16 protein-coding genes and 1 pseudogene are annotated in these 16,415 nt (G+C 63.5%); 9 read left to right on the forward strand and 8 right to left on the reverse strand.

Features of this window, described 5'->3' with window-relative positions:
* Window positions 1–83: 83 nt before the first annotated feature.
* The 4 genes and pseudogenes from GFY24_RS08335 to GFY24_RS41720 all read right to left on the reverse strand — a co-directional run bounded on the left by GFY24_RS08335 (window position 84) and on the right by GFY24_RS41720 (window position 3,115).
* Window positions 84–227 carry a hypothetical protein gene (locus GFY24_RS08335; RefSeq protein WP_153804409.1) on the reverse strand — a complete coding sequence of 48 codons (144 nt, stop codon included), beginning with the start codon at window positions 225–227 and terminating at the stop codon, window positions 84–86.
* The gene (locus tag GFY24_RS08340; protein WP_194852785.1) at window positions 224–796 is read right to left on the reverse strand and encodes an ADP-ribosyltransferase; all 573 of its coding nucleotides are present in this window, start codon (window positions 794–796) and stop codon (window positions 224–226) included. The genes GFY24_RS08335 and GFY24_RS08340 overlap by 4 nt, the downstream gene beginning before the upstream one ends.
* 300 nt (window positions 797–1,096) lie before the next feature.
* Window positions 1,097–2,589, reverse strand: a pseudogene (locus tag GFY24_RS08345) (ISL3 family transposase).
* 145 nt (window positions 2,590–2,734) lie between these two features.
* Complete coding sequence (locus GFY24_RS41720) at window positions 2,735–3,115, reverse strand: nitroreductase family protein (protein ID WP_228566101.1); 381 nt, start codon at window positions 3,113–3,115, stop codon at window positions 2,735–2,737.
* Window positions 3,116–3,148: 33 nt separating this feature from the next.
* Between GFY24_RS41720 and GFY24_RS41725 the strand changes: the two genes are divergently transcribed.
* The 9 genes from GFY24_RS41725 (at window position 3,149) to thpD (ending at window position 10,510) form a co-directional block, all read left to right on the forward strand.
* Complete coding sequence (locus GFY24_RS41725) at window positions 3,149–3,919, forward strand: transposase (RefSeq protein WP_153804411.1); 771 nt, start codon at window positions 3,149–3,151, stop codon at window positions 3,917–3,919.
* Window positions 3,920–4,506: 587 nt separating this feature from the next.
* Window positions 4,507–4,740 (forward strand): preprotein translocase subunit SecG, encoded by a 234-nt coding sequence (gene secG / locus GFY24_RS08360; RefSeq protein WP_067564549.1) that lies wholly within the window; start codon window positions 4,507–4,509, stop codon window positions 4,738–4,740.
* Window positions 4,741–4,819: 79 nt separating this feature from the next.
* Window positions 4,820–5,506 carry a DUF1361 domain-containing protein gene (locus GFY24_RS08365; RefSeq protein WP_153804412.1) on the forward strand — a complete coding sequence of 229 codons (687 nt, stop codon included), beginning with the start codon at window positions 4,820–4,822 and terminating at the stop codon, window positions 5,504–5,506.
* Window positions 5,507–5,621: 115 nt separating this feature from the next.
* Window positions 5,622–6,347 carry a response regulator transcription factor gene (locus GFY24_RS08370; RefSeq protein WP_153804413.1) on the forward strand — a complete coding sequence of 242 codons (726 nt, stop codon included), beginning with the start codon at window positions 5,622–5,624 and terminating at the stop codon, window positions 6,345–6,347.
* The gene (locus GFY24_RS08375; protein ID WP_228566102.1) at window positions 6,334–7,284 is read left to right on the forward strand and encodes a cell wall metabolism sensor histidine kinase WalK; all 951 of its coding nucleotides are present in this window, start codon (window positions 6,334–6,336) and stop codon (window positions 7,282–7,284) included. The genes GFY24_RS08370 and GFY24_RS08375 overlap by 14 nt, the downstream gene beginning before the upstream one ends.
* A 157-nt stretch (window positions 7,285–7,441) precedes the next feature.
* Entirely contained in the window at window positions 7,442–7,942 is a 501-nt protein-coding gene (ectA, locus tag GFY24_RS08380; RefSeq protein WP_153804415.1) for a diaminobutyrate acetyltransferase, read from the forward strand.
* The gene (ectB, locus tag GFY24_RS08385; RefSeq protein WP_153804724.1) at window positions 7,942–9,216 is read left to right on the forward strand and encodes a diaminobutyrate--2-oxoglutarate transaminase; all 1,275 of its coding nucleotides are present in this window, start codon (window positions 7,942–7,944) and stop codon (window positions 9,214–9,216) included. The genes ectA and ectB overlap by 1 nt, the downstream gene beginning before the upstream one ends.
* Window positions 9,213–9,602 carry an ectoine synthase gene (locus tag GFY24_RS08390; protein WP_153804416.1) on the forward strand — a complete coding sequence of 130 codons (390 nt, stop codon included), beginning with the start codon at window positions 9,213–9,215 and terminating at the stop codon, window positions 9,600–9,602. Before ectB ends, GFY24_RS08390 begins: the two co-directional genes overlap by 4 nt.
* Window positions 9,603–9,625: 23 nt before the next feature.
* Window positions 9,626–10,510 carry an ectoine hydroxylase gene (thpD, locus tag GFY24_RS08395; RefSeq protein ID WP_153804417.1) on the forward strand — a complete coding sequence of 295 codons (885 nt, stop codon included), beginning with the start codon at window positions 9,626–9,628 and terminating at the stop codon, window positions 10,508–10,510.
* Between the two features lie 70 nt (window positions 10,511–10,580).
* Here the strand turns inward: thpD and GFY24_RS08400 are convergent, their stop codons facing one another.
* The 4 genes from GFY24_RS08400 to fadD8 form a co-directional block, all read right to left on the reverse strand.
* Window positions 10,581–11,519, reverse strand: coding sequence for a hypothetical protein (locus GFY24_RS08400; RefSeq protein ID WP_153804418.1), 939 nt, complete (start codon window positions 11,517–11,519; stop codon window positions 10,581–10,583).
* A gap of 211 nt (window positions 11,520–11,730) precedes the next feature.
* Window positions 11,731–13,299, reverse strand: a complete 1,569-nt coding sequence (locus GFY24_RS08405; RefSeq protein WP_153804419.1) for a hypothetical protein — start codon at window positions 13,297–13,299, stop codon at window positions 11,731–11,733.
* 135 nt (window positions 13,300–13,434) lie between these two features.
* The gene (locus GFY24_RS08410; protein WP_153804420.1) at window positions 13,435–14,310 is read right to left on the reverse strand and encodes an RICIN domain-containing protein; all 876 of its coding nucleotides are present in this window, start codon (window positions 14,308–14,310) and stop codon (window positions 13,435–13,437) included.
* A gap of 474 nt (window positions 14,311–14,784) precedes the next feature.
* Window positions 14,785–16,392, reverse strand: a complete 1,608-nt coding sequence (gene fadD8 / locus GFY24_RS08415) for a fatty-acid--CoA ligase FadD8 (RefSeq protein WP_153804421.1) — start codon at window positions 16,390–16,392, stop codon at window positions 14,785–14,787.
* Between the last annotated feature and the right edge of the window lie 23 nt (window positions 16,393–16,415).

The following is a 16,415-nucleotide window of genomic DNA, read 5'->3' on the forward strand; positions in this document are numbered from 1 at the left end:
TTGTGCGAGAGCTCGGCGGGGTCGAAGGCGAGCAGGTGTCGTGACCGCGTGTTGTTGGTTACGTCTTCACAAGCGCAGGCAGCTCAACTGTCGCGCCGCCCGGTGGGAGTCGGCAGGGGAGGCAGCGGACGACCAAGGGCTTCTTCTGCCTGGCGGCGGCGCTTCTCGAGCTGCTCAGGGGTGAGTTTGACACGGATGGGTCGCCACGGCTCGTTCAATGCGCTCATGATTCACCCTCCAACACGATTGCTTGGATTCGCCACATATTACGCGCTTCGTCACGGACTACACCAACAGGCAACGTTGTACGGGCGTCGATGATAAGTACCTCCCGTTCATAGGGAACCTCGGCGATTTCCCCCAACCGCAGCGCGGGTGTGCCTCTGGGCACGATCATGTCAACGATCACTGGGTTGGCCGCGCGGATGCCTGTCGGGGGTGGAGTTGCCAGCCCACTCGTCGACAGAAAGGCTGGCTCGACAAATTCCTCGCCGAGGATTGCATGTACGGACGCGTCGTCGGTGATGTCGAAGAACGCCGCGTCCACTATCCGGCTGACTCGAACCGCATGGTCGATCGGGTACCTGCGCAGCCCGGATCGGATAAGCGCGATCCGGCGCGCCAGCGGGGGCGTCATCGTGATCTCGCCCCGCATCGCGCGATTGACGTCCCGGTAGGCGTCGCCCGAGTACGCGCTGATCACCTCGCGCTCCTGAGAGGTCAGCAAATCCAAGTTCTGCCCAGCCAAAGCTGTATAAGCCAACGGAGTCTCGTTGAATCTGGGGTCGCCTGTCACCTCGAGGATTGTTCCGCATCGTCCGGCTATCACCATCCTGAACTGGGATCCGCCCGAACCCGGGACGCACACCGCCACCGGCCAGCGGTTCGGCCGACACATGAGCCGCCGAACCAGGCCATTGTCATGGCCGCGCGGGTGAATCTCGAAATGACATGTCAGGTCGGCCGGGCGCAGAGAACGGCGGCGAACCACTCGGCTACGTCGGGGCGCGAGCAGTCGATGACCCAATTCAGGCCGGTCGGGTCTGTCCAGGGATAACGGCTCTGGCTCACTTCCGGTGGTGACAGTCGGCCGGGGTCATGCCAGCAGGATCCGGTGTCGGAGCAGGTCGAATCCGGCGCGGCCATACATTTGTCGTTTGATCATTTTGGTTTTCGTGTTGACGTCTTCGATCGGTCCGTTGCTGTAGGGCAGGGTGAGACCCGCGACGACCGCGTCGTGGTCTTGATCGACACCGGTCAGAAATGGTTCCAGCTCGATCAGGCCGGCTTCGCGGACTTGCTTGATCCAGCAGTCGATTTCGGCGCCCCGCCGATTGCCCATGATTTGAGCGAACTCGTGCACCAGTCGAGCGAGGGCGGTCATCTCGGGACAGGCCGCAGGCAGTTCATCGAGGTGGACGCGATGCTGATCGGACAACCTGCCCGGGCGGGTCATGATCCAACTGGTCAGCCGCCGCGGCGACGGCAAGATCCGATCGCTGACGTGTCGGCCCTGGTTGAGGTACTTATAAAGCAGGTTAAGGCTGCCGGTGTAGCCCAGGACTTTCAATTCTTCGAAGAGGTACAAGACCGGAACGCCGGGCTCGGCGGGCGATCACGGAGATGATCGCGGTAGGGGTCGACCTGGCAGGCCCGATATTGCGGTGGGCGACGCAGCCGATCCGGTTCCGGCACTCGTGCATAGCGTTTGACGGTGTTGAGTGCCAGATCCAGTCGACGCGAACAGTCCAGCAGCCCGACGCCTTGGTCGAGCAGATCATGCACGGCGTGCCAGCGTTCCAGGGTGGTGTGCTCGCGGGTCAACGTTCTGCGCTTCGGCCCGGCCTGGGCCCAGCAAGCACTGTGGGCGACAACCGCTTTCTCGGCCACCCGGCACAGTCCGTTCCATAGGTGCCAGCGGTCCGGTGCCTGCACCACGCCGGGCAGGGCTCGGCGGGCACCCTCGGCATAGGCTGTGGATCCGTCACGCACTACGACCTCGACACCGGGGTGCTCGCACAGCCAGACACGCAACGAGTCGGACTTTCGATCGGCCAGCACGTCGATGCGTTGATGGGTGGCGGCGTCGATCAGGACGCTGGCCTAATGCTGGCCTCGGCGCAACGCGAAGTCGTCCACGCCCAGTGCTTTCGGTATCGTCCGCTGCGGCAACGGGATCCGCAGCAGAATGCGGATCGCGGTGTGACGCGACAACCGCACCGGCAGCGCCGCCAGTAGTCGAATGCCGGCGCGGCCGGCCAACTCCCGCACCACCGACCGAACCTGCACGTTCAGACGCGAAGTCCGACGCTGATAGCGCTCCAGAACACCCGGTACCTGTTCACGAAAGGTGGTGCGGCAGTGCGGTGTCGGGCACAGTAACCGGCGGGCTCGCACCTGCAGCGTCACAGCCCGGCCATCAAGGGGCACGTCGGCCACGATCCGCTGGTGATACCCGTGCACCCGCGCCGACTCCGCCCCGCAGGCAGGGCAGGCGGCCAGACCGCCCGGCGTCCGCGCCCGAACCAGAATCCGCCCACCCTCATCGACAACACCCTCCACCACCAGCGGCGCTAGCCCCGAAAACACCACCACGGCAGGCACATTCACCTCATGCACTGCAACATCGTGCCGCCAGCAGCCATACGTCACCACCGGAAGTGAGCCAGAGCCGTTATCTGGACAGACCCGATGTTGTCGTGCGCCTGTGTGGTTGGTTGGTTGAGGCGGTCGGTCACTCCAGGAACGTCACTGTTTCGGTGAGGGGAGCCCGAGGGATGGAAGGGTGGGTCGAGGCAGGGTTTGCGTAGCCGACGGACATGCCGCAGAAGAGCATTCGCTCGTTCGGTGGAGAGATCAGCTCGTTGACAGTGTGGTGGTATTCCGCCCAAGCGATTTGAGTGCAGCTGTGTAGCCCTTCGGCGCGAAGGAGCAGCATCACCGTCTGGAGGAACATGCCCGAGTCTGCCCATTGTGGCGTTGACATGTCGCGGTCGAGGTAGCAGAAGAGCGCCGTCGAAGCGCCGAAACAGTTCCAGTTCTCGGCTCGAACTCGCGCACGGGCCTGTGCGTCATCGGCAGCGATACCGAGCGCGCCGTATCGGCGAGCACCCATATCCGCCAGGCGTTCCCGATACGGTGACCCCAGTTGCGGCGGGTAGAAGGCGAACTCGCGCTCGTCGCCGGAATCACCGCAGGCCACACGCTCAGCGATCCGCCTCTTCAGGTGCCCGGCGGAGCGAAGAAGTCCCTCTCCGCCATGCAAGCCCGCGCCCTGCTGGCCACGCTCACTCCGATCGATGCAGTGGGGCTCGTTCGGAAACGGCTGGTAGTCGAGCAGGTCGACGAACTCGAAACCATCGACGGCAAGATCAAAGCCGCCGACAAGGAACTGCGAGCGCTGGTCGCAGACCGCGGCTCAACATTGATGAACCTCAACGGCATCGGACCTTCCAGCGCGGCAAGGCTTTTGGTCGACACCGGCGATATTCATCGGTTCGCTACTCGAGACCGGTTCGCGTCCTGGAACGGCACCGCACCCTTGGATGCCTCCTCGGGAGATCAACAGCGGCACCGGCTTTCCCGCTCGGGCAACCGCAAAATCAACCGAGTGCTACACATCATGGCCGTGGTCCAGGTGCGGCACCGCACCGCCGGCCGCGCCTACTACGACCGCAAACGACTCGCGGGCAAGACCTCGATGGAAGCCCTGAGAGCCTTGAAACGACGGCTCTCCAACGTCATCTACGCATGCATGCTCGCCGATCAGGGCACAGGTGAATCGGCAGGCCCGGGAGGGCAATCGGGAACGACTACTGACTCCAGCGCGACTGGTTTCAACCCGCACACCGATCCTTCGGACAAGCCACATCCCGGACCCACCAAACAGAATAACCCCGACACCCCAATCGGGTCTTGACCTAAAGGAGCGCCATGAGAGTGCGTTGCTCACCGTGCCGAGCTGGCGCTGCGCGGAGCGCTGCGGCCGATTCGGTGGAGCTTGCCGAGTGCAGAGAACGGGAGCGCACCCAAGCGTGGAGTAGGCCAGGGACGGTCCCGGTGAGGTCGAGTCCGCCGCTGGTGGACCCCCAAGGGCAGTCGGTTGCTACCGAACGTGGGGGAGTGGGTGGGGAGGGCGATGCCGAGGTTGACGTTCACTGGCTTGGGTGGTTGGACCACCCGCCATAACGGGGTCCGGATTCGCTGGGCCAGCGTTCGAACATGGGTTCGAATTATAGCGCTTGAATTGATCGTGCCGTCGCGATTGCGGATGGGTTGCTCTGTAGCGCTCTCGGTGGGGTTGATGGCGCTGGAGGTTGGCACGGTCGTCGATCTTGATTCGTCTCTCTGCTCAGGACAACGCGGGACCTGAAGTGTCAGAATCAGTGTCACTATTTTTCGGACATCGCAGGATCGGGCGGGACATCGAGGGACGTTGCGGAAAGCGCGCGACGGTAAGCAGGGGGTATGCGATTACGCCTCTGACGACGACATACAATGCCAGCTATGCGCATGTTCCTCGATATCCTCCTGATCATCACCAGCGTGCTGCTGGTGCTGCTGGTGCTGTTGCACCGCGCCAAGGGCGGAGGTCTGTCGAGCCTGTTCGGTGGTGGTGTGCAGTCCAGTCTGTCGGGTTCGACGGTTGTGGAGAAGAACCTCGACCGCATCACCATCTTCCTCGGCGTGATCTGGTTGATCTCGATCCTCGGTATCGGCCTCGAGATCAAGTTCTCCTAGCTGCTACCCAGACAAGCGCCCGGGCCTCGCTTTCAGCGACGCCCGGGCGACTTGTGCTGCCGCCATGCATTATGAATGCATGGACTTGGTGAATGCGGTTACGCCGAGCCTCTCGGGGGTGCTGCACCGTGATCTGTTGTGGATGATCTGGAACTCCGTATTGGCTTGGATACCAGTGGCTCTCGCGCTACTGGTCTTCCGTTCGACGCCGCAGGTGGGCAAGCGGTTGCCGATCTCGCCGGTGTGGTGGGCGGGGGCGGTGCTGCTGATGCTGTTCCTGCCCAACGCGCCCTATGTGGTGACCGATCTGGTGCACCTGCGCGATGACATCAAAGCCATCGGAAACGGCCCGGTGGTCAGTACGGTCCTGCCCGTGTACGGCGTATTCATCGCCTCCGGGTTCGTGGCCTACTACCTGGTGCTGGCCGAGCTACGCGGGTTTCTGGAGCGGTCGGGGCTCGGGGCGTGGCGCACGCCGGTCATGCTGACCATTCACTTCCTTTGCGCCATAGGCGTTTTCCTGGGTCGCTGGGTGCGGCTCAACAGTTGGGAACCGGTGGTCGAGCCGCGCGGCACCTTCGAGCGCATGGTGCTGGCGCTGACCTGGGAGTGGGCGCCGATTCTGATTGCCGCGGTATTCGTCGCGACGGCACTGGGGCACTTCGTGACACGCGCGGTCGTGGAGGCGAGTGTGGCCAGCGCGCGCCGGGGTGCGCGGCTGGTGCGCGGCCTGCGGCTCACACCGCCCAGTGCGGATCAGGTGTGACCGCCTGTTTGGCATGGATTCGGTCGGGTACTCGGGGTGTTCGTGTGTGCACCCGCCGGGGTGCGCGATAGGGAGAGCGCGGTTCGCCGCGCTCGTGTGCAGGTGAGGGATGGGTATGGGTGCGAGCCTGATGATCGTGGAGGACGACGACCGGGTTCGCGGCGCTCTGCGGCTCGCCATGGAGGACGAGGGGTATGACGTCGCCGAGGCGCAGGAGGCCGAGACGGCGCTCGAACACCTGCGAGATCACGGCGTTCCGGATGTGATGATCGTCGATCTCATGCTCGGTGAGATGGACGGATTCACCTGTATTCGCGAGGTGCGCCGGGATCACGATGTGCCGATCATCGTCGTCAGCGCGCGCGACGACACCCATGATGTGGTCGCCGCGCTGGAGGCGGGCGCGGATGATTTCGTCACCAAGCCGTTCGAGATCAAGGAGATCACCGCGCGTATGCGGGCGTTGCGCAGGCGTGCGCGACTCGCGAACGCGCAGGACGACACGCTGCCCGAATCTCCGGAGGAGCTGGTCCTGGACGCGGATCCGCGGGCGCCGCTGGTGCTCTCACCCGATGGCGGGACCGTTCGGCGCGGCGAAGAGGAACTGCACCTGACCATCACCGAATTCCGGGTGCTGTGTGAACTGGCCGCGAGCCCTGGACGGGTATTGAGCCGGACGGCGCTGCTCGAACGCATTTGGGACCGTGGGTTCTTCGGTGATGAGCGGATAGTCGATGTGCATGTGCGCCGTCTGCGCACCAAGATCGAGCATGATCCCTCCGATCCGCGGATTGTGGTCACCGTCCGGGGGCTCGGCTATCGGCTCGATGCGCAGCGCTGAGCGCGGTTCGCCCGCCGATCCGAACGGGTATCGCACGCCACCCGGTAGCCGGGCCGAAAGCCTGCGTGGGCGGGTGGTTTTCGCCTTCGCGCTGACCACCGCGCTGGTCGGCTCGGTCGCGTACCTGGCCGGCCGTGACGGACCGCCGGACTCGGCCTGGCTGGTGATCGCGGCGGGCGCGGCCATATTCGGTGCGGCAGTGGGTGTCTGGGCGACTCGCCGCCTGTCCACGACAGTCGAGGACTTCAACACCATGGTCGATTCCCTGCAGCGGCGCGTCGATCGCGAACGCCGCCTGGTCGGCGATGTGAGCCATGAACTCCGCACGCCGCTGACCACCTTGATCACCAGTGTCGGTGTGCTGAACCGGCATTCGCGGGAGCTGCCCGAGAGATCCCGCCGCGCATTGGAATTCGTCAGCGCCGAACTCGAGCATCTGCGCCACATTCTGGACGACATGCTCGAACTGGCTCGAGTCGAGGCCGGAGTGCATCGCGGCGATACCGAATCACTCAGTGCCGCAGAGCTGCTCACCCACATGCTCGCCGACCGCTCCTACGCCCAGGAGCTGTTGCGTGTGACCGGAGAAGTGCTGGTCACCGGTCGAAAGCTGGAGCTGGAGCGCGCGATAGGCAATCTGCTCGACAATGCGAACCGGCACGGCGGGGGAGTGCTCGCGGTCTCCGCCGTTCGCGCCGGCCCCGAGGTGGTGATCACCGTCGATGACGCCGGTCCCGGAGTCCCCGCGGCGGAACGGGAACGGATCTTCGAACGCTTCGCCACCGTCCGCAATGCGCGCCGCTCCGCCAGCGGCACCGGTATCGGCCTGGCATTGGTCGCGGAAACCGTTGCCGCCCATCGCGGCCGGGTGGAGTGTGTCGAACGCCCCGGCGGCGGTGCGCGATTCAGCGTCCGGCTGCCCAGCGCCGCTGCCTGAAACGGGATCGTCACACAATCGTAAAGAACCCATCAGCAGACCTCAAAGTTCGTTCGCCAGCCTGGAAAGGGTCATGCAGACCCAATTCACGAAATTCGACGCACTAGTTCGGCAAATCACCGCGGAGCCACCACCGGTATCGTCTCCGGTGCGCTCGATGCACGGCGAGAGCGCGGCGCTGCTACGCACCCCGGTCCTGGACGATGGCGCGCGATTGTGGCGTATCGCCGCGAATTCGGGAGTCCTCGACACCAATTCGAGTTATGCCTATCTGCTGTGGTGCCGGGATTTCGCGGCCACCTCGGCGGTCGTCGAAATCGACGGCGAGGTGGGCGGATTCGTCATCGGTTATCTGCGCCCGCAGCAGCCCGGCACCTTCTTCGTCTGGCAGGTCGCGGTGGATCGCGCGCATCGTGGTCGTGGCCTGGGCGTGGCCATGCTCGGTTTCCTGCTGGACGGCCTGATCGAGCAGGGTGTCTCCGCGCTCGAAACCACTGTTTCCCCTGATAACACGGCCTCCATCGCCATGTTCAGCGCACTCGCCCGGCGGCGCGGTTCCCTGCTGACCCGTCGTCCGCTATTCGATCCCGGCCATTTCCCCGACGGCCATGAGCCCGAGCATCTGTTCCGTATAGCCCCCGACCAGGAGGTTGGATGATGACTACCCTCGATATGACCATCTTCGACGAACTCGAATCGAATGTGCGCGGCTATTGCCGGGCCTGGCCGACAGTCTTCGATACCGCGTCCGGCGCCTGGCTGCGCGATGAGGACGGCCGCGACTACCTGGACTTCTTCGCCGGTGCGGGCGCGCTGAATTACGGGCACAACAATCCGGTGCTCAAGCAGGCTTTGGTCGAATATGTGCTGGCCGACGGCATTACGCACGGCCTGGATATGTCGACCGTCGCCAAGCGCCGACTGCTGGAGACCATTCAGAGCACTGTGTTGCGGCCGCGCGGCCTGGAATACAAGGTGCAGTTCCCGGGACCGACTGGGGCGAATGCGGTCGAGGCGGCGCTGAAACTGGCGCGCAAGGTGACCGGGCGGACCACAATCCTGAACTTCACCAACGCATTTCACGGTATGACCCTCGGCGCGCTGGCCGTCACCGGCAATGCGGCCAAGCGGGCCGGTGCGGGCGTACCGCTACTGCATGCCACGCCCATGCCGTTCGACGGGTACCTACCGGACGCGGGCGATGATCCGTTCCTGTGGATGGAGACCATCCTCGATGATGCTTCCTCCGGGGTGGACAAGCCCGCCGCGGTGATCGTGGAGACCGTGCAGGGTGAGGGCGGGGTCAATATCGCGTGCCCGGAGTGGCTGCGCAGCCTGGCCCAATTGTGTTCCACGCGTGAGATTCTGCTGATTGTCGACGATGTGCAGATGGGTTGCGGCCGTACCGGGCCGTTCTTCTCCTTCGAGGCGGCGGGCATCACCCCGGATATCGTCACACTGTCGAAATCGATTGGCGGCTACGGGCTTCCGATGGCGCTGGTGCTCATGCGCCCCGAGCTCGATCAGTGGGCTCCCGGTGAACACAATGGCACCTTCCGCGGCAATAATCCGTCGTTCGTGACGGCGCGGGTGGCACTGGAGCACTACTGGTCCGACACCTTGCTCACCGATGCGACGCTGGCCAAAGGTGAACTGGTGCACCGCAATCTGAGCGAACTATCCGGCGCGTTCGAAGGGCTCTCGACGCGCGGGCGTGGCCTGGTGCACGGTTTGGTCTTCGAGGATCCCTCGCAGGCGGGCAAGGTGTGCCAGGTGGCCTTCGAACGCGGCCTGCTGGCGGAGACCTCCGGCGCCTACGACGAGGTCGTGAAACTGCTTCCACCACTGACTATTACGGACCCCGAACTGGAACACGGACTGGGCATTCTCGCCGAATCCGTGGCCGTGGTCTGCGAAGGAGCGCTGAAATGATCGTACGAACCACCGCCGAGATCACCGGCACCGATCGCGATGTGGCAGAGGCGGGTTGGCGCAGCAAGCGCATTGTGCTCGGCGGTGACGGCGTCGGTTTCTCCTTCCACGAGACCACTATCGAAGCCGGCACCGAGCATGAATTCCACTACCTCAATCATGTGGAGGCGGTGTGGCTGGTCGAGGGCGAGGGCACGCTCGAGGATCTCGACAACGGCGTCACCTACCAGCTGGGTCCCGGATCGATGTACCTGCTCAACGGTCATGAGAAGCATCGCCTGCGCACCCGTACCCGTATGCGCATGCTGTGCGTCTTCAATCCACCGGTCACCGGCCAGGAAGTACACGACGAGCACGGCGTCTACCCGCTCGTCACCGCCGACTAGCGAATGATGGGAGTTCCCAGGGAATGTCGTCGCCGAACCACACTCTGATCGATCGATACCCCACCCGCACCGCCGGACCCGCGCCACATCTCGAGCGCGCCGATCCCACCGTATGGGGTGAGATCGGGGTCCCGGCGCTATCGCATTTCGAGCGGGACGGATTCGCGATCCTCGATGCCCTGCTCGATCGTGAGGAGGTCGCCGATGTGGCCGCCGAGCTGGACCGGATGACCCGCGACCCCGAGTTCATGCTCGATGAGCGCGTCATCATCGAGAAGGAGTCGAATCGTATCCGCTCGGTTTTCGAGGTGCACAGGCTCAGTGCCGTGGTGGCAAACCTGGTGCGGGAGAGCCGAATCGCCGGTCTCGCGCGCCAGATCCTCGGCTCTGAGGTCTATATCCATCAGAGTCGGATCAACTTCCTGCCCGGCCTGCGCGGCGCGGGCTTCTACTGGCACTCGGACTTCGAAACCTGGCATGCCGAAGACGGTATGCCCGCGCCGCGAGCGGTCAGTCTCTCCATCGCCCTCACCGACAACTTCCCGTTCAATGGCAGTCTGATGGTGATGCCCGGCTCGCATCGCACCTTCGTCCCCTGCCAAGGCGAAACGCCCGAGGCGCACTACCGAGATTCCTTGCGGGAGAAGGAGATCGGTGTTCCTTCCGAGGAAGACATCACCGAACTGGCGAATAAGTACGGCATCGCCCAGTTCACCGGCCGAGCGGGCTCAGCCCTGCTGTTCGATTCGAATATCATGCACGGCTCCGCCAACAACATCACGCCGTTCCCGCGCTCCAACCTCTTCGTAGTTTTCAACAGCGTCGAGAACACCCTCGTGGATCCCTACGCTGCCAGGGGTCCTCGCCCTGCCTATATCGGCAGTTGCGATTTCCGCCCGATCGCCTAGCTCGAATCGGGTTGCCGCACAACGCCCCGCCGGCCATTCGGCCGACGGGGCGCTCGGCAATTCATGGTTCTCAGAGCGTCGAACCGCGCCAAGCCAGGAAGACCTCGCTCGTACCCGCGGTGGGTCGGAAGTCGCAAAGGGCTGGGCTGCACGCGGTTTCGAAGGCCGCGACTCGTGCGGGCGGCTGCCAGGTCTGGTCGCCGTCGAACGGGGAGTACCAGATTTCCGGGCCGCTGGCCGACTTCCAGACCAGGTGCAGGGTGCCATTATCGGCTGCCAGGGCCGGTGCGAGATCGGTGTACGCCTCGGCCGGATTGGCGCGGGAGGTCCAGGCGACGCCGTTACCGGAGCTCCACAGGCGTATCCACTTGTCATTGTCCAGCGGTGCCTTGGTGCCTCGATGGGCGAGGTACAGGGTATCGCCGAGCACCGCGACGGCGGGACTCTCCACCGACGCCATACCGGGCAGCACAATCGGTGCGCTCCAACCGGTTTCGCCGCGCACGGACAGATAGAGATTCTGGTTGGAGGTGATCAGGTGCTCGCCACCGCGCCAAAAGGCACGCAGCACACCGTGAAATGCGACCAGGCTCGGTGAGCGGGAGGTTTCCGCGCCGCCCAGGATCTGCTGGTCTTCCCATTTGTGACCGTCGGCGGAGGTCGACCAGTAGATGTTCTGCTCGCGTCCCGCACCCTTCCATGCGAGGTAGAGCGTTTCGTTCACGGCGCACAGCGCCGGCTGTTCGGAGGTGCCGACGTACGGCAGATTCCATGGGGTTTCCCAGGTTTCGCCGTCGCCGGTGCTGGAGAACCAGATGCTGTCCGTGCTGTCCTCCGCTCGCCAGGCCATATGGAGGTCGTGCTGGAAGACCGTCAGTGCCGGAGCGTCGGGTGAGGTCGCGCCCGGAACGGGGGCTTGGCTGGTCCAGGCACCACCCTGGGCCGCGCCGGAGGCCCATAGCCTGGTGTCGGGATGTAATCGCGAAAGTGAGGGTGTCACAGGACTCACCGCGGCTTCCTGCACTGAAGTGGTGGAGATTTGCGGAGGGAGGACGGCGACATCATTGTGCGACCGAGCGTCTTCAGTGTAGTTCTCGAAGGTGTCGTCGGAACGAAAACCCTTCGGGCAAAACATAATTCAGAATTCTATGACCGTCCGGTCGGTTTGCGAAGTCCTCGGATGCGTCGACACCCGAGGACATCCTTTCGCCCAGTGCGCTTTATCCGAAGGTCGGTGTGACCGTGATCGAACTTCCGCTCTGTTCCGAGCCGCCGTACCAGGCAACCGAGGGTTTGCCCGACACATCGACCGCGACGCCGTACCAGGCATTGCCGGGTAACTTGACCGCATCCGCCTTCACCCAGGCCGCGGTCACCTGTGGAATCACCTGGCTTCCGACATTCGTGTTGTAGTTGAAGATATATCCCAGGACCCACGAGGTGCCGCTCTTGTCCACAGCGGTGGTGAGCTGCACGACTGTGGTTCCCGGCTGGGCGTAGGTGGTCAGGCTCCCGCTGCCGTTACCGGTCAGCTTGAAATCGGTCGTCACATCCGCGTGCCAATCCAGCTTCGCCTGGGAATTGGCCCATACGAGACTGAAGTCGGCGACGGTGGCGATGGGCGCTGTGAAGGAGATGTCGTTCAGCCCGACCTTCACCTTGCCCGGATACGACTGCTGCCCGGCCGGGGGTTGATTGCTGCTCTTGACATTCGTAATGACAAGCGACATATCCGTATTGGATGCCCAGGTGGAGTTCTTCGACAGGGTTAGCGTCAATTTGCTCTTGACATCGGTGAACGTCCAGCCCGGATAGTCGATATTCATCGCGCTGACGTCGTCATCGGTGAAGTATGACGGCATATTGATCGTCATCGCCGCGCCCGAGCTCAGTGCGACATCGTGGCCCGAGGTGTTCCGAAGTGTGACAACGAGATCGGCGATCTCCTTCACGGCGATGGTCGGCACGTTGGTCGTTTTGTTCACGACCTGAAGGGTTGCGCGCTTATTCCTGTCGAACGCGGTCTGGGTGGCCGCGAAGATCGCGACGACGCCGTCCGTTCCCTTGGAATGCCGGATCGGCAGGCCGATCCCCAATGGGAATTGCAGTGACACACCGCTGAAGTCGAGCTCGGTGCTGCCCTCGGCCCGCTGATTGATGTACATGAAACGGACAAACAGGACAATGATGTACTTCGTCTGGACGTAGAGATCGAGTAGCCATCCCGCGATCGCGCCCGTGACAGGCTTCTCGACCCAGAAGCTCAATTCGAGGCCGGCGCTGACGGATAGGCCCCCTTTCAAGGATCCGCCTTTCCATACGCGCCCGTGAACCTGAGTCTCATCCTTGAAATCGAAGACCACATCGGCCCCCGCGAGCAGCCCCACCACCGCACTCACCCCGGCCGATACACCAACCCCGAACCCGCGCAACCCCTGCGGATGCGAACTGGCCAAATCGAACTCACCGTTGTGAAGTATCTCCGAAGCGATCTCGGTGCTCAGGGCGTTCGGTGCCGCACTGTCGAACGACCCTTCCAGCGCCTTCACATATGCCACCCCATCCGGACTGTCGAGAAACTCCACAACATCGTTGACCGCCTTGTCCATCACGGCCTGATGCTTGTGATAAAACGCCGCACTCGCCTGCACGAGTTCGACATTGGTCGGTGTGCGTTGCGGGAACAGCTCCCCGGTATCGGCCGGCGGAATCCCTTGTTTATCCAGACTGGCAGCCCTCGCCAGCGCATCTTTGAATGCCTTGTCGAGAATATGGTTTGTTCCGGGCATGATTCTTCTCCCTGCCGATCGATTCGACGCCATGATCGGATCGCTCGGCGAGCAGGGATTCGATCGCTGGTCGTGGGTTTCAACGGGATCGTGCCCCGGCCGGGTTCGGGGTCGGCCGGGGCGTGATCGGTTGGGTTACAAGAGGTTCCAGGTTGTGGTGGGATCGGCTGCGCCGCCGCTGCTGTACAGGCAAAGGAGTGAGCCGTTGTCCTTGCTGGCGTGGTTCGAATGAATGGGTGCGGCGGCGGCCATATTGACGATGCACTTCGTGCCGCCTCCGCCGTCCTTGAGGACCCAGCGCTGGCTCATGGCGGAGGTTCGCATCGGTTGTTGGACGATTGCCGGGCCGTCGGTGGCGCCGGGGCCGAGGTCCAGGAACTTTCCGCTCGCCATATTCTGGATCGTGTATACCCCGGCATCTACGGGATAGAAGCGCCAGCGCTGATTGGCGCCGCCATTGTCTTCCCACTGTGCGATCACGGTGCCGTCGGCGGTATTGAATCCTGGCAGGTCCATGACCTTTCCGCTGCCGGCGTTGACGAGTTTGACATTGGTCATGATGAGCGCCCAGTGTTCGCTCGCCACATTGACATCGTCCCAGATCTGCGCGCCGAGGCCATTGGTGCTTCCGCCCCCGGGGATATCCAGAACTTTGTTGCCGCCCAGTGCCGAAAAGATCTTCACCATGCCGCGGCCGCCGTCGCTGACCTTCCAGAGTTGGCTCGGATCCCCATTGGCATCCCACTGTTCGACGGCCGCACCATTGGCCACCTGGGCCCCACGGACCCGCAGCGCCTTCTTGTTCTCCAAATTGAGAATATGGACCAGCCCGTTCCCCGCGTCGGCGAGCTCCCACTGCTGGTTGGCGCCGCCGTTGTCGGACCATTGATCGATGCGGATCCCGTTCTCCGCACTGTGATTGGGTACGTCCAGCACCTTGCCCGAAGCGACATTGTCGATCATGTAAGTAACCATGGCAATACGTTCTTTCTGTAGAAAGTTCTCCCGCATAAGGACACGTCAAATAGACCATGGGTATCGTCAGTGAATAATCCGGACCGGTTTGTATTCGAGGTCCGAGCGCCAGTGCTCGAGTCATTCCGGACGTACTACGCCCATCGCGACGGTCCTCAACAGCGGAGAGGGTCGAACGTCACTGATTATTCGCGCAACCCGCACTGCGCGAGTCGATTTCGGACATATCGGCAGATGAACAAATAGAAATTTCAAATGCTGAGCGGTCGCATTGTCACTCGAGATCCACTGTCGGACAGCCGATCACCGGGAACTGATGCCCCGTCCTACTCGCCTCCGATTGAGCGGATCTCATCCTGGAGGGCAGCGCGGCATTCTCATCGTGTGCGCCGATACTGCTGGGCGACAGCATGTTTCGCGCTGTAGCGAAAGATCTTGCAAACCGTATATTGCCGAACCGCCCCGCCAACCATGAGGGATGGTTGGCGGGGCGGCTGGTGCGGCTGGGGATCAGGCCAGGCCGAGGCGTTCCGCGGCGATTACGCGGATTGTTTTCTTGTCGGGCTTGCCGAGGCCGGTGAGGGGGAGTTCCTCGATGATGAGGACGTGCTTGGGGACCTGGACGGAACCCTTGCGTTGTTTCACGGCAGCTTGGATCTCGGTGGTGACTACCTCGATGGCGGCCGGGTCGGCCGCGGTTTCGGGGTCGAGGACGATTACCGCGGTGACGGCTTCGCCGTAGTAGGCGTCGGGGACGCCGACCACTGCCACGTTGAGGACCTTCGGGTGTTCGGAGACAACGTCTTCCACCTCGCGGGGGAAGACGTTGAAGCCGCCGGTGACGACCATGTCCTTGCTGCGGCCGACGATGAAGAGGAAGCCTTCGTCGTCTTGGCGGGCGAGGTCGCCGGTGCGGAGCCAGCCGTTGTGGAAGGTCTCCGCGGTCACCTCGGGGAGGTTGAGGTAACCGCCGGCCAAAAGTGGTCCGGAGACACAGATTTCGCCGACCTCGCCGGAGGCGACGGGGATGCTGTCCTTGTCGAGGAGAGCGACTCGGATGGCGGTGGAGGGGCGGCCGCAGGAGGCGAGGCGTTCCTTGTCGTGCTCCTCCTTGCCGAGGTAGCTGATCGCCATGGGCGCCTCGGACTGCCCGAAGTACTGCGCGAAGATCGGGCCGAAGCGGTCGATGGCCTCCTGCAGTCGATTCGGGTCGATGGCCGCCGCGCCGTAGTAGACCGTTTCCAGCGAGGACAGGTCGCGGGTCTTGGAATCCGGGTGATCGAGCAGCGCGTAGAGCATCGACGGCACCAGCATGGTGGCGCTGATCTTGTGCTCCTCGATGGCCTTCAACACCTCACCGGGCTCGAAGCGCGGCACCACCACACACTGACCGCCGAGCAGCACGACCGGCAGGAAGAATGCCGCGCCCGCATGCGAAAGCGGTGTGCAGATAAGGAATTTCGGGTGCTTGGGCCATTCCCACTCGGACAGCTGGATCTGCGTCATGGTGGCCATGGCCTGCGCCGTGCCGATGACACCCTTCGGTTTTCCGGTGGTGCCACCGGTGTACGCGATGGAGATGACGTCATCGGGCATCAACTCGACGGCCTCGACCGGCCGCGGCTCGTACTTGTCCGCTGCCGCAAGCAGATCCACGCCCACATCGGCGAGCTCCTCGGGCACCGGACCGAGCGTGAGCACCCGGGTCAGCCCCTCCACCCGGTCCACGAGTTCGCGAGCACGCTTCACGAACGCGGGCACCGGATCCAGGATCAGCGTCGTAATCCCGGCGTCCGCAAGCACATACGCATGATCGTCCAGCCCGCCGATCGGGTGCAGCGCGGTCCGCCGCGAACCCACGATCTGCCCCGCGCCGATGGTGAACAGCACCTCGGGCCGGTTCAACGCCAGCACGCCGACGGGCGTACCGGTGCCGACACCGTGCTCCTCGAACGCCGCGATGTACCGGCTGATGGCATCCAAAACCTCACCGCCGGTGAGGATATGCTCGCCGAGGGTGAGCACCGGCCGTTTCTTGTGCCGCTTCAGCCCCGCGACCAGGGCGTGCCCATTGTGCACCGGAAGCCGCAGCAGGGTCTCGGGATCGATTGCAGTCATTGGTATCTCACTCCGTCCGGAGA

The organism is Nocardia sp. SYP-A9097 (assembly GCF_009649815.1).
Classification (GTDB): Bacteria; Actinomycetota; Actinomycetes; order Mycobacteriales; family Mycobacteriaceae; genus Nocardia.

Excerpts from the sequence above, each read along its gene's own strand:
- GFY24_RS08335 (WP_153804409.1), bottom strand. The coding sequence starts at position 227 with ATGAGCGCATTGAACGAGCCGTGGCGACCCATCCGTGTCAAACTCACC.
- GFY24_RS41720 (WP_228566101.1), bottom strand. The coding sequence starts at position 3,115 with ATGGGTGCTCGCCGATACGGCGCGCTCGGTATCGCTGCCGATGACGCA.
- secG (WP_067564549.1), top strand. The coding sequence starts at position 4,507 with ATGCGCATGTTCCTCGATATCCTCCTGATCATCACCAGCGTGCTGCTG.
- GFY24_RS08365 (WP_153804412.1), top strand. The coding sequence starts at position 4,820 with ATGGACTTGGTGAATGCGGTTACGCCGAGCCTCTCGGGGGTGCTGCAC.
- GFY24_RS08370 (WP_153804413.1), top strand. The coding sequence starts at position 5,622 with ATGGGTGCGAGCCTGATGATCGTGGAGGACGACGACCGGGTTCGCGGC.
- GFY24_RS08375 (WP_228566102.1), top strand. The coding sequence starts at position 6,334 with ATGCGCAGCGCTGAGCGCGGTTCGCCCGCCGATCCGAACGGGTATCGC.
- ectA (WP_153804415.1), top strand. The coding sequence starts at position 7,442 with ATGCACGGCGAGAGCGCGGCGCTGCTACGCACCCCGGTCCTGGACGAT.
- ectB (WP_153804724.1), top strand. The coding sequence starts at position 7,942 with ATGACTACCCTCGATATGACCATCTTCGACGAACTCGAATCGAATGTG.
- GFY24_RS08390 (WP_153804416.1), top strand. The coding sequence starts at position 9,213 with ATGATCGTACGAACCACCGCCGAGATCACCGGCACCGATCGCGATGTG.
- thpD (WP_153804417.1), top strand. The coding sequence starts at position 9,626 with ATGTCGTCGCCGAACCACACTCTGATCGATCGATACCCCACCCGCACC.
- GFY24_RS08405 (WP_153804419.1), bottom strand. The coding sequence starts at position 13,299 with ATGCCCGGAACAAACCATATTCTCGACAAGGCATTCAAAGATGCGCTG.
- GFY24_RS08410 (WP_153804420.1), bottom strand. The coding sequence starts at position 14,310 with ATGCGGGAGAACTTTCTACAGAAAGAACGTATTGCCATGGTTACTTAC.
- fadD8 (WP_153804421.1), bottom strand. The coding sequence starts at position 16,392 with ATGACTGCAATCGATCCCGAGACCCTGCTGCGGCTTCCGGTGCACAAT.